The following is a 12,585-nucleotide window of genomic DNA, read 5'->3' as shown; positions in this document are numbered from 1 at the left end:
CTCCTTAAATTTACTATTGTAACGTTCGGTACAAAAATGGTGCTAAAAAAGAGCGCACTAAGCGCCAAAAATAGATTCCAATGTTCCTTTCATAATCTGCTCAGACAACATCCGATTTTGCATCGAAACATTAAGAACACGAAAGCCGTAATAACTGCTTAAAAATAGACTAGCTATTTCCTCGGCTGTTTGCTTTTTTGAAATTTCGCCAGTTTGCAATCCTTCCTCCATTACTTTTTCAATAGCTTGTCTAAGAAGCTCGACATGTCGTGAGAAAATTTCTTGAACCGCTGAATCGTTTTGAGCTCGTTCCACGCCGGCATTAATTAATAAACATCCTTTTTGATCACTGTTCTCAAAGTCTTCTTTCAATGCCCATTGAAAAAAATTACTTAATCGTTCTTTAACTAGGATTGGAACATCTAGCAATTTCATTTGTTCCCTAATCCCAGTTTCATGATAGCGTTCTAATACTTGTTCATACAGTTCATGTTTACTACCAAAAGCATTGTATAAGCTGCCTTTCCCAAGTCCAGTATCATTGCATAAATCCTGTGTAGAACACCCCTCATATCCTCTTTTCCAAAAGGTTTTCATGGCGACATCTACAATTGAGGAATACTCAAACTCTCGGGGTCTGCCTCGTTTATTCAAATTTATCCTCCTCCCACATACATTAATAGAATATCCTTTTTGTACTAAGTGGTCAATAAAAGTTTTCAGTCAAGGAAAGTAAAAGATAAAGAGATAAAAGTATAAGTCTTGATTGACTTTGTCCTTAGGGGAAGGTGTATAAATGAATTGTAGCAAGTAACAAATAAATGAGTGAGGTGGTTTTGTGCTATCAATAGGAGAATTCTCGAAAATATGTGGTGTCTCTACAAAAACACTTCGATATTACGATGAAATCGGATTAATTAACCCCAATGAGATTAATGCTGAAAGCGGTTATAGGTATTATTCCATCGAACAACTTAAAAAGATGCTCTATATTAACCGTTTAAAATCTTATCATTTTTCTCTTGAAGAAATTAAAATGATGCTGGCATTAGAAGAGGATCAATCCGAAGAAATGCTTTGTTCAGTGCTTAACCAGAAGAGCAATGAACTTCAAGAGAAACTAAAGGCTTTTGAATTCCTTGTAAAACAACTAAGTCATGATATTTCAAACTTAGAAAAGGGGGTACCAATCATGTCGTACCTTGACGATATCGAAGTACACCTTATTGAAACAAAGCCAATGAATATCCTTTATAAGCGACTGGTATTGAGCAGTGATGACTATGCATTGGGATATGGAAATTATTTTAGCAAGCTATATGAAAAGATTGCTAAGGAGAAGTTCACTCTACTCGGTAAGCCGATGACGATTTACCATAGCCCAGAATTTAATCCTGCCGGCAATGATACTGAGTTTGCCATTCCAATAGCTGAGTCTGTCAAAGGAACGAGAGAATTGTCTGGTAGTCTCTGTGTTAAATCTGTTTTAAAGGGAGCTTATCCAGAATTAACATCTGTCTATGCTAATTTGATGAAGTGGATTGAAAACGAGGGTTATGAACTGATATCGCCACCATATGAAATATATGTAACAGATCCAAATCAAGAAAACGCCCCTGTGGATTATGTTACTGAGGTACATTTTCCTGTAAAGAAAAAATGACAAAACTACATTTAGGAGGTTCCTATGCAAACAATAATAAATTGGCACACGGTAGAGCCTGAAAGCATATATATGAACAATGAAAAGCTATCCAAGCTAGAGCACACGATAAAAAGTGATTATAACAATATAAATGGCATTGTTATAATTAGAAATGGTCATTTAGCCTATGAAAAATATTTTAATGGCAAAGGTCCTGATGATTGTCACCATGTAGCATCTGTGACCAAAAGTGTACTATCTGCACTTATAGGCATCGCTATTGATAAAGGATATATTCAGAGCGTGGAAGAGAAAGTGATAGATTTTTTCCAAAAATATATTTCTGATGCTGATAAGCAGAAACAACAGATTACTATACGGCATCTTCTTACAATGACAGTACCATATCCATATGAGGATTGGCACGAGCCGCTAGATATTCTATGTCAACAGCAGGATTGGATAAAATATACACTTGATATAATGGGTAAAAACGGGGATTTAGGCATTTTTAAATATTCCTCAGCTGGAGCACATTTATTGTCAGCTATTCTTACTCAAAGTACAGGCAAGAGTGCACGAGCGTTCGCCAATGAACATTTGTTTACACCGCTTGGCATGAAAGAAATTCCAGACTATAAAATGAACGCATATGGGTTTGATGATTTATTCGGGAAAAACGTTAAGGGGTGGGTTCATGATCCAAACGATCATTCGACAGGTGGATGGGGGCTAACATTAACTACTCGTGATATGGCGCGATTTGGCTACCTCTATTTAAATAAGGGCATTTGGGATGATAATAGAGTTCTCTCAGAGACATGGATTCGTGATTCAACGGAGATGAACCAAAACAATTACGGTTACTTATGGTGGTTAAGACAAGAAGATGGACTCTCTACATATTCAGCAATAGGGGATGGTGGCAATATGATTTGTTGTATACCGAAAATGAATATGGTTGTGGTAATTAGTTCAGAATTCATCAAGAATCCACGAGATAGATGGCCATTAATTAAAGAGTATATAATTCCAGCGGTAATATAAATTTTATGTTATACATAAAAAAGAAATATGAGTTATCCAAATAACAACTTCTTATACCGAATCTTGAAAGTAAATTTAACCTCTCCGAACAAGAATGAAAAGGCGGCTATAGTCATTTACATTCCTAATTGGGGAGGTTTTTTCTATGAGGGGACGAATATTATTGAAATAACAATCTAGTCCTTTTTCAGGTACTTCTTTGACACTACATCTACAGATGGATAGTAGTTCAAAAAATCAATCCAAAAATGGACGATTTTTATTTTCTTATAAATTATACTTTATTAAGAATTAATAAAACAAAGAGAGGGAAAGAAATGAGTAGTTACTTAGGTGTCCTTATTGTCATTATTCTTCTTATGGTAAGGGAGAAACAAATTAGACCAACTCGAATGTGGATAACACCGATTTTGTTAATTTGGTTAGCGTGTACTTCTATTTTAACTTCAGATAAAATAACGCCAATAAGCATTATTTTGTATTTCATTTGTTTAATAATTGGCATAGGTATAGGGATATGGAGAGGAAAACTAGAAAAAATTCGTGTTAATCATGAAAGAGGAATCGTAACTTCACAAAGTTCTGTTGCTGGGGTTATTGTATTTCTTGGCATTCTTTTTTTACGTCTACTTGCAGCAAATTGGGGGAAAGAGCATGCGGTAATATCATTAACGAATGCTCTTATGTTTATACCGCTTGGTAGTGTATGTGCTCGTCGGTATATTATTTATATGAGATACAAACAACTTACGGGATGAAAAAATATGAATTTAAAAAGTTTCTTTAACAATAAAATGAGAAGAGTTTTTTTAAACATCTTATTATTATGTTTTTTAATAAAAAATATAAGTGCTGTTACCATATCAAACATAATACTTGTCATTGTGATTTTCACACTGTATTCGGTTCTTCTATGGTTACCGAATACAGTGAGTAGTAAAACACGCATTTTTATGGGACTCTCGGTATTGATTTTAATAGCGTGTTTCTGGGGTGGTTTTGGACAGGAGCGGGCATCAATTGTCTTAATGTTTTATCTAATAGGATATGCTGCATTACGACTACCCGATAAATTATCCCTTATTTTTGCAGCTATTGTGATTGCTACAAACGTAATAATTTTACTTAAATTTGAACATAGCACGATGGATGACATATTTGCATTTTTTATTGTCTATGCAGGAATGTTTGCGATTTTTCGAAGTGCTCGTATTAGACGTGAAGCGAATGAATTAAGGGCCCATCATTTTAAAGAATTACAAGAAATTCATTCACAGTTAGAGTCTGCACATAAAGAACTTCAACAAGCACATAAGGAGTTAGAAGAATCTACAGTCCAATCTTTACGCTATGCAGTGCTTGAGGAAAGAACCAGAATTGCTAAAGATATTCATGATAGTATTGGACACGGGCTTACCACCATCATTGTTCAATTACAAGCGTTTCCTTATATAATGAGAGCAGATTCCTCAAAAATTGATAATACGTTACAAACGATTTTAGAAATAACGCGTGGATGTTTAACGGAAGTACGTACAGTTGTACATCAAATGGCGATAGATGATGAAGGGATAGGTTTGATTGCTTTGCAAAGCCTTATTAAACAAGTTCGAGAGCATAGTGGGTTAGATATTAAATTCACAATGACTGATGAAATTACAGAAGGGAAACTGGAGACTTTTGAACTGCTGTATCGAATTTTGAAAGAGGCATTGACGAATGTTATTCGCCATGCCGAAGCTTCGGATGTTGAAGTTACAATTTTTAATAATGGGACAAGTGTAATAATGAGTATAGTGGATAATGGGATATTTACAGAACAAACAAAATTCATTCCCGGGTTTGGATTAGCAGGGATAAAGGAACGATGTCAAAAAGTAGGTGGATCTTGTCTAATCCAATCACGTGATCCTCATGGGTTAGCTTTAATAGTAAAAGTACCAAGCAATTATGCCTCGACATAATTGCGTCCGGAATCGGCTTTCGGCTTTAACCTCTTTCAGCGGATGCTTGGACACCCGCTGAAAAATAACTTAAATCCGCATTCATCTTATCACCTATAGAGGAGGGAGACTCTTCTGAAAGATGTTAAATAGCGGTATTTGAAAGGTGAAGCAATATGAAGAATAATTTAATTCGTGTAGCGATTGTAGATGATCAAAAGTTAATACGTCATGGATTGAGTTACATTATTAAAGCTCAAGAAGATATGGAAGTTATAGGTGAAGCAGCAAATGGGCGTGAAGCTGTAGATCTAGTTAAGAGTACTGTTCCTCATGTTGTATTAATGGACGTTCAAATGCCAGAAAAGAGTGGTATTGAGGCAACTCGTGAAATTTTAACAGCATTTCCGAATATAAAAGTGGTCATACTTACAACGTTTGATTTAGAAGAATATGTTTATGATGGTATTCGTTCAGGCGCAGTAGGATATTTACTGAAAGACGCAACCCCAGATGAACTTATTGATACAATAAGAGCCGCATACCGTGGAGAAGCAATTTTTCGTACGTCTATAGCAGCAAAGGTTATGGCCAAAGCGATTAAATCAGCAAATGAGGATATTAAAACGAATAAAGCAAAAATAGAGATGTTTGAAATGTTCACTGAGCGTGAGCTTGAAGTTCTCCAACAAATGGCGTACGGATTAAAAAACGAAGAAATTTCCAATGTACTTCACATTAGTGAGAGTACAGTGAAGACGCATGTTCATCGAATACTACAAAAAATTGGTGCAGAGGATCGAACACAAGCTGTTGTATATGCTATTCGCAATCGAATAGTTTTGTAGCTAAGCTGAGGCTGAAGGTTTAACAAATTATAAAAGTGTCAACAGCTACTATGCGGTGAAAAATACTATAAAGTCCATAATATACAAAATTTTCGAAAATATGATAAACTAGTAGCGTGAAAAGGAGGATGTTAGCATGACTGTTCAACAATTTACTGATTATGTAAAAAAAATGCAGCACTACGGAGAAGCGTTAAGTGTGATTTATTGGGATATGCGTACAGGTGCACCTAAGAAAGGGTTAGCTCAGCGTTCAGAGGTAGTTGGGACATTATCTGCCTCCTTATTTGACATGCAAACTAGTGAAGAGTTAGGGCAATTACTAACGGATCTAGAGGGGCAAAAGGCAGATCTCGATTATGTTACGCTGCGTGTTGTAGAGGAAGTACGTAAAGAGTATGATCAAAATAAAAAAATTCCGGCTGAGGAATATAAGAAATTCGTCATTTTACAATCTAAAGCGGAAACAGCATGGGAAGAAGCAAAGGAAGCTAATAACTTTGCTTTATTCCTACCTTATTTAGAGGAAATTATAAGCTGGCAGAAGAAATTCATTCAATATTGGGGTATTAAAAACGGTTCTCCGTACAATACATTACTAGATTTATATGAACCGGATATGACGACTGATGTTTTAGATCAAGTTTTTGGTGACTTACGTGAAACAATCGTTTCTCTTGTGCAAAAAATCACAGCTTCACCAAATAAACCAGATACAAGCATATTATTTAAGCATTTCCCTCGTGAATCTCAGCGTGCATTATCATTAGAAATGTTAGCACAACTTGGCTATGATTTTGATGCAGGCCGCTTAGACGAAAGTGTGCATCCATTTATGATTGGCTTAAATCATGGAGATAATCGTATTACTACGAAATATGATGAAAACGATTTCCGCTCAGCAATTTTTGGAACGATCCATGAGTGTGGACATGCTATGTATGAACAAAATATCGATGCAAAGCTTGATGGTTTACCGTTAGCAACAGGTACATCTATGGGAATACATGAATCCCAATCTTTATTTTATGAAAATTTTGTAGGTAGGAACGAAAAGTTCTGGGAGCATAACTACGAGCGACTTCAAAAGTATTCACCTGAGCAATTTGGTGATATAGCATTAGCTGATTTCCTGCGAGCAATTAATATGGTGGAGCCATCGTTTATTCGTATTGAAGCAGATGAGTTAACATATCCACTACATATTATGATTCGCTATGAAATCGAACGTGACCTATTCAACGGCGATCTTCAAGCGAAGGATCTTCCACAAGTATGGAATGATAAATACGAAGAATATTTAGGTATTCGTCCTGAAACAGATGCAAAAGGGGTACTGCAAGATATGCACTGGTCAGGGGGCATGTTCGGCTATTTCCCATCTTATGCTCTAGGAATGATTTACGCTGCACAATGGAAGCATGCAATGGATAAAGATATTCCAAACTTTGATGAGCTGTTAGAAATGGGTGAGCTTCTACCAATTCGAGAGTGGTTAACAGACAAAGTCCATCAATACGGTGCGCTGAAAAAGCCGTTCGAATTGCTACAGGAGGCAACAGGGGAAGGCTTAAACGCAAAATATTTAGCAAACTATTTACAAGAAAAATATACGAAGCTGTATCAGCTCTAAATGACAAAGCGATTTCTTTATTGTTGAGAAATCGCTTTTCATAATGCCGAAAAACAAAATGGTCAAGAAAATTATTATGAATGTTGTGGCGTTTTCGATGAAGGTGGTTCTAAGCTACTCGCATTCCTTAGGGAGGCGTCGCGCCACTCCCACCGCTTACGTATGTTGCTGTCGCTACGTTTTCGCAGATGAAAAACATTTACTGAAATTTTGTTTTATCATTATAAATTAGAGTGACATGCAAGAAGATAAATGCTATGTGAAGTGGTTGAATGGAGTGAAGGTTGGGCGACTCCTTTACTCGTCGAAAAATTTCACCGGCTTTATATTCTTCATTTTTTCGCAATGAGAGCTAGTTTTGTACAAATCTCTAGCTTTTATATGAATTATTATTTTAACAAAATTTTTTAGGCTATGTTTTATCTTTCTTTCGAAAATCAATTTCCTCCTAATCCGCATTATCGACTTCAATTTCAAATAAACCACTTCTCTCCAAAAGAAAGTGCAGGATCCTATATGCGTATATAAACTTGAATAAAACTGATATAATACAAAATGGTTATTTAAGCATCCCCCTATCAAGATACATATAGATAGTTAAAAATAGTAGGGATTCACAAAAACGGAGGTATGAAAGTGGCAAAGAATACAAGTAAAATAGGTGTAGTAATCGCTGGCCTATTGTTAGCGATTTTAATGGCTGCAATGGATAATACAATTGTAGCAACGGCAATCAGTACAATTGTCGGAGATCTTGGTGGATATGACAAACTTGTCTGGGTGACATCAGCTTATATGATCGCGTCGGTTGCAGGTATGCCGATTTTCGGTAAATTATCCGATATGTATGGTCGTAAAAGATTCTTTATTTTCGGTTTAGTTGTATTTTTAATCGGTTCGGCGCTAGCCGGTACAGCAAACTCAATCATTCAGCTTAGCATTTACCGTGCAATTCAAGGTATTGGCGGTGGTGCATTAATGCCAATCGCATTCACAATTATGTTTGATGTTGTGTCTCCAGATAAACGCGGTAAAATGGGTGGCTTATTCGGGGCAGTATTTGGTCTATCGAGTATCTTTGGTCCGCTTCTTGGAGCCTATTTAACAGATTATGTTCATTGGTCTTGGATTTTCTATATTAATTTACCACTTGGGCTAATTGCTTTTGTGTTAGTTGCAAAATTTTATAATGAATCTGTTGCACATGCCAAGCAAAAAATCGACTACTTTGGCGCAGCTACTTTAGTTGGTTCAGTAGTTAGTTTAATGTTTGCTCTTGAGCTAGGCGGCAAAGAATATGCTTGGGATTCCGCATTGATTCTTGGATTATTCGCTCTATTTGCAGTGCTTCTTATTAGCTTTATCTTAATTGAACTACGTGTAGAAGAGCCTATTATTTCCTTTAAAATGTTCAAAAATCGTCTCTATGCAACGAGTAATATCATTTCAATATTTGCTGGAGCTGCTTACATTACTGCTGCCATCTACATTCCAATTTTTGTTCAAGGCGTACTTGGAGGCTCGGCAACGAACTCAGGTCTTATTTTACTTCCGATGATGGTCGGTTCGGTTGTAACAGCATCTGGAGGTGGAGCTCTCCTCACGAAATTTAAGTATCGAACGATTATGTTACCGACTTTAACTCTATTCGTTGTTGGTATTACCTTGCTTACAACATTGACAACTGAAACGTCGCACTTTATGGTAACAATCTTTATGATACTTGTCGGTCTTGGCATTGGCTCGTCTTTCTCTGTGTTGAGCAATGCCGTTATTCATGGTCTTAGTATGAGACAACGTGGCTCGGCTAACTCAACGCTAAACTTCAATCGAGAACTTGGAATGACATTAGGAATTACAGTGTTTGGGATAATCCAAAACCATATTTTCTCAAATAAATTAGCGTCCGCATTTAGTGGTCAAGCACCTATTGGTATGGATTTAAGTGATCCGAGTGTAATCCTAACATCTGAAACTCGAAACTTCATTCCTGTAGAGGTTCTCGATAAAATGCAAGAAGCACTTACTATTTCAGTTGCTCATACTTTTGCTTGGGCGATAATCCCAGCTGCTATTGCGCTAATTATGGCATTTGCTATGAGTAGAGAGCAATTCGACCCTGCTTCTGAAATGGAAACGTACAATCAAGAAGCATCACATTAATATATGAGCCTGTGTTTCACAAATTATCAAACTGCGGCCTCTCCTCAATTAAAACTGTTATAATACGAAACGTGTATTTTAAAACATTTCATATTCGAATAGCAATAAAGATTGAGGTAGTCGTATGAAAAAGCAGTTGAGATTGCGGAATTTTCGCATACAAAAATTGAAAAAAAGAGCTCGCTAAAAAATATTTCAAAAAAATGGTCGGTGGGCAAAAAGTAAGCCATCATGCTAATTTTGCAGATACCTTTACTAAGAGGCAGGGGCAAACCCCTCCACTGATACCAAAAAGCCGGTGAAATTTTACGACATGTAAAATTTCACCGGCTTTATATTTTTCGTAATAAGCACTCGAATCGTTTATACGAAGTACGGTTGTCCTGCCTTATCATCCACGCATGGTGCTTAAAATGATTTTATGCGCCTATAGGCAAGTGAAAACGAAGCTTTCAGAAGAAAAAACGAACGCCATTTACGTCAACGCAAAATTGACGTGAAACCAGTTTTTGGATTCTTGAAGGCTAATTTGCGTTTCACTCGATTATCTGTCCGAGGAAAATTGAAAGTTGAAAACAAAATAGGTCTTGCATTAATGGCTGTAAATTTGAGAAAATTCACGGCCATTCACTAAGAAGTGTAATCTAAAATAGAGAAAAATCGAAAAAAGTGAAATTAAGCACACTCAATATCACTTTTTTCGATATTAGAAGCTAGTTTTGTCCCAGCCTCTTTTTATTAAGATGTAAAACGTTGTTACCAAAGCTTAAAGCCTTTAGAGCCAGGAGGGGAATTAGAAATAATATCAATAATTGGAATAGTATAAGCGAATAAAATTAATGCTACTAAAATAACAAGCCATACTTTAAAGTTCTCTAAGATAGCCGGAGTAGTACCACCGTTTTCATGTACTTCACCCACTGGGAATTCCTCTTCGCCTTTTGGTGCAAACCATGCTAATTTCACCACAATATAAAGTATGATTATGATAGCGATGAACAGGATTGTGCCACCAATAGCTTGAGCGATTTGATAAGGAATCCAATCATAAGCTTGTTGAGCACCGCCATACTCAGAGTAATCGGATCGACGAGGTGCACCGATCAGACCAGCGATATGCATAGCGGTAGACATAATTGTCATACCAGTAGCCCATAAAATAGCGGCAAAATTACCAAGATTGTTTAAAGATTTAGTCAGTGTGCGACCTGTTAAATATGGAATTAACCAGAATGCCGCACCAAAATAAGTTAAAACGGCTGTTGTTGCAATCGTTAAATGGAAATGCCCTGTAACCCAAATAGTATTATGGATTAATTGGTTCATTTGGTAAGAAGCATTGATGATACCGCCTGCGCCACCAGGGATAAATGCTACCATACCGATAAATGGTACGAAGAAACGAGCATCTTTCCATGGTAATTTTTTAAACCAGCCGTAAAGCCCTTTCCCACCTAATTCACGACCGCGTAATTCAAACATCGCAAACATCGAGAAGGCCGTCATTAAGGATGGTACGATTACCGCAAATGTTAAAACAACTTGTATGAATTTCCATGTACCATCAATACCTGGCTCTGTTAATTGGTGATGGATCCCAACGGGTACAGAGAAAATTAAGAACAGCATAAATGACAGTCTTGCTAAAGAATCAGAGAAAATTTTCCCTCCAATAACCTTCGGAATAATGACATACCAAACCATGTATGCTGGTAATAACCAGAAGTACACAAGAGCATGACCGAAATACCAGAACAATGTACGGGATAGTGCTACATCAACACGTTCGATAAAGCCTAAGGACCATGGAAGTAGCTGGAATAGAACAGAAACAGCTACACCTAGAGTTGCTACGAACCACATTAAATTATTGACAACAACCATAAATGACAGTAATGGGCTTCGTTGTCCGCTACCTTTGTTTTCTTTACGCCACTGTGCATATCGTAAAATTTGACCTGCGCCGCCAACCCAAGAACCAACAACGACTAATGTAAGGCCTAAATAGAATATCCAGTGAGCTTTCAGTGGAGCATAGAACGTATATAAAACAGATGCTTCGTTCAGTAGAACCATTACTGCAGCTGCTGCTGTACCGATAGTCATTAACCAGAAGCCAATCCAGCCAAGGCGACGTTGACCATCTGAAAAAGTCCCTGACGTACGGCTAACACTGGCAATTTGGAAACCAAAAATAAAGAACGTTGTTAAAATAAGACCGAGTAAAACACCATGTACAGTTAAAACTTGATAGTAACCAATGCCTGCTGGTAATGTAAATTGACCAGAACGAACGAAAACTTGTAATAAACCTGCAAGACCCCCTAATAACAATGCGATGAATGCCACGTAAATATGGGCCATTGCTAGCTTCGCATCACGACGATCCGCTTTTGTCAAATTATTATTTAGACTCATTTGACTTCACCACCTTTAGCATAGAGTGCATCATCGTATGTCCTGTACCACAGTATTCATTACATACGATTAAAAACTCTCCTTCTTTATTTACTGTAGTTACATATTCAGAAATGTAACCAGGTTCAAGCATCATATTAATATTTGTACCTGCAACTTCAAAACCGTGCATTACATCCGCACTTGTTGCGATAAACTTCACCTTAGCTCCAAGTGGAACTTCAATTTCTGGAGGATTGTAATTAAATGCTGATGCTAATACAACCACTTCATAATCCCAATCCTTACCTTCTACTTTATGAACACCAGGATTATCGAAGGGTGCAAATTCTTTTACTTTCTCATAATCTAGTGTTTTTTTACCATTGTTCGGATGTGAGCCTTGATGGAATGCACCGATGCCTAGAATGATAAGGAATGCTACTAAAGTAGCAACTCCGAACACAAGCCAATATTTCTCATACTTATGTAAGTGCATATGTCTCTGTCCTTTCTTAGTAGAATCAATTATGCCTCGGCATAATTGCGTCCGGAATCGGCTTTGTGCTTAGGCCTGCACGAGGGCCGACACGATGTCGGTCATTTCGGTAATGCCACAGGACGTGGCGTTTTTACCGATGCAGGTCAGTTAGCCGTTATCGCATGGATGCGATGATTTTAGGCTAACATCCTATGTGAACTCCTTTTCGATTCCGTGTCATCCGCCGGAGGCTTTGGGCCAACACGACGTTGGTCACTCAGTCGTTGCCACAGGACGTGGCGTTCTTAGACTGAGTTCCTCTATTTCAGCGGGCGTTTGGATACTCGCTGAAAAGTAGCTTAAATCCGCATTCATCCACCACTTATAGAGGTGGGGACTCTTGTAACTGACGTTTCACTTTCGTTACA

The 12,585-nt window shown here is 37.3% G+C and carries 10 protein-coding genes and 1 pseudogene; 8 read left to right on the top strand and 3 right to left on the bottom strand.

Annotated features, from left to right (window positions below; genetic code table 11):
- Positions 1-57: 57 nt before the first annotated feature.
- Positions 58-654: a TetR/AcrR family transcriptional regulator gene (locus ACIQLB_RS00565; protein ID WP_400719729.1), complete on the bottom strand. Its 597-nt coding sequence runs from the start codon at positions 652-654 to the stop codon at positions 58-60.
- A gap of 184 nt (positions 655-838) precedes the next feature.
- Between ACIQLB_RS00565 and ACIQLB_RS00560 the strand changes: the two genes are divergently transcribed.
- The 8 genes and pseudogenes from ACIQLB_RS00560 to ACIQLB_RS00525 all read left to right on the top strand — a co-directional run.
- The gene (locus tag ACIQLB_RS00560; RefSeq protein WP_400719727.1) at positions 839-1,663 is read left to right on the top strand and encodes a MerR family transcriptional regulator; all 825 of its coding nucleotides are present in this window, start codon (positions 839-841) and stop codon (positions 1,661-1,663) included.
- Positions 1,664-1,687: 24 nt separating this feature from the next.
- Complete coding sequence (locus ACIQLB_RS00555; RefSeq protein WP_400719725.1) at positions 1,688-2,692, top strand: serine hydrolase domain-containing protein; 1,005 nt, start codon at positions 1,688-1,690, stop codon at positions 2,690-2,692.
- A gap of 317 nt (positions 2,693-3,009) precedes the next feature.
- The gene (locus tag ACIQLB_RS00550; RefSeq protein WP_400719723.1) at positions 3,010-3,450 is read left to right on the top strand and encodes a CcdC protein domain-containing protein; all 441 of its coding nucleotides are present in this window, start codon (positions 3,010-3,012) and stop codon (positions 3,448-3,450) included.
- 6 nt (positions 3,451-3,456) lie between these two features.
- Positions 3,457-4,656, top strand: coding sequence for a sensor histidine kinase (locus tag ACIQLB_RS00545; RefSeq protein WP_400719721.1), 1,200 nt, complete (start codon positions 3,457-3,459; stop codon positions 4,654-4,656).
- A gap of 155 nt (positions 4,657-4,811) precedes the next feature.
- Positions 4,812-5,483 carry a response regulator transcription factor gene (locus tag ACIQLB_RS00540; protein WP_400719719.1) on the top strand — a complete coding sequence of 224 codons (672 nt, stop codon included), beginning with the start codon at positions 4,812-4,814 and terminating at the stop codon, positions 5,481-5,483.
- 136 nt (positions 5,484-5,619) lie between these two features.
- Entirely contained in the window at positions 5,620-7,116 is a 1,497-nt protein-coding gene (locus tag ACIQLB_RS00535) for a carboxypeptidase M32 (protein WP_400719717.1), read from the top strand.
- Positions 7,117-7,746: 630 nt separating this feature from the next.
- Positions 7,747-9,279 carry an MDR family MFS transporter gene (locus ACIQLB_RS00530; protein ID WP_400719715.1) on the top strand — a complete coding sequence of 511 codons (1,533 nt, stop codon included), beginning with the start codon at positions 7,747-7,749 and terminating at the stop codon, positions 9,277-9,279.
- Positions 9,280-9,713: 434 nt separating this feature from the next.
- Positions 9,714-9,913, top strand: a pseudogene (locus tag ACIQLB_RS00525) (transposase); the annotation flags it as partial.
- 122 nt (positions 9,914-10,035) lie between these two features.
- On the opposite strand, the gene ACIQLB_RS00520 reads toward ACIQLB_RS00525, so the two are convergent.
- Positions 10,036-11,697, bottom strand: a complete 1,662-nt coding sequence (locus ACIQLB_RS00520; protein ID WP_400719713.1) for a b(o/a)3-type cytochrome-c oxidase subunit 1 — start codon at positions 11,695-11,697, stop codon at positions 10,036-10,038.
- Complete coding sequence (locus ACIQLB_RS00515) at positions 11,684-12,175, bottom strand: cytochrome c oxidase subunit II (RefSeq protein WP_400719711.1); 492 nt, start codon at positions 12,173-12,175, stop codon at positions 11,684-11,686. Before ACIQLB_RS00515 ends, ACIQLB_RS00520 begins: the two co-directional genes overlap by 14 nt.
- Between the last annotated feature and the right edge of the window lie 410 nt (positions 12,176-12,585).

Origin of the sequence: Lysinibacillus sp. NPDC092081, from assembly GCF_044755845.1 — a bacterium.
In the GTDB taxonomy this organism is placed as follows: Bacteria; Bacillota; Bacilli; order Bacillales_A; family Planococcaceae; genus Lysinibacillus.
The sequence above is the reverse complement of the archived record's forward strand: the minus strand, read 5'-3'. Positions and strand labels throughout refer to the sequence as shown.

What these genes read in the sequence shown, in the direction of transcription:
- ACIQLB_RS00555 (WP_400719725.1), top strand. Translation starts at nt 1,688, where the DNA reads ATGCAAACAATAATAAATTGGCACACGGTAGAGCCTGAAAGCATATAT.
- ACIQLB_RS00550 (WP_400719723.1), top strand. Translation starts at nt 3,010, where the DNA reads ATGAGTAGTTACTTAGGTGTCCTTATTGTCATTATTCTTCTTATGGTA.
- ACIQLB_RS00545 (WP_400719721.1), top strand. Translation starts at nt 3,457, where the DNA reads ATGAATTTAAAAAGTTTCTTTAACAATAAAATGAGAAGAGTTTTTTTA.
- ACIQLB_RS00540 (WP_400719719.1), top strand. Translation starts at nt 4,812, where the DNA reads ATGAAGAATAATTTAATTCGTGTAGCGATTGTAGATGATCAAAAGTTA.
- ACIQLB_RS00535 (WP_400719717.1), top strand. Translation starts at nt 5,620, where the DNA reads ATGACTGTTCAACAATTTACTGATTATGTAAAAAAAATGCAGCACTAC.
- ACIQLB_RS00530 (WP_400719715.1), top strand. Translation starts at nt 7,747, where the DNA reads ATGAAAGTGGCAAAGAATACAAGTAAAATAGGTGTAGTAATCGCTGGC.
- ACIQLB_RS00520 (WP_400719713.1), bottom strand. Translation starts at nt 11,697, where the DNA reads ATGAGTCTAAATAATAATTTGACAAAAGCGGATCGTCGTGATGCGAAG.
- ACIQLB_RS00515 (WP_400719711.1), bottom strand. Translation starts at nt 12,175, where the DNA reads ATGCACTTACATAAGTATGAGAAATATTGGCTTGTGTTCGGAGTTGCT.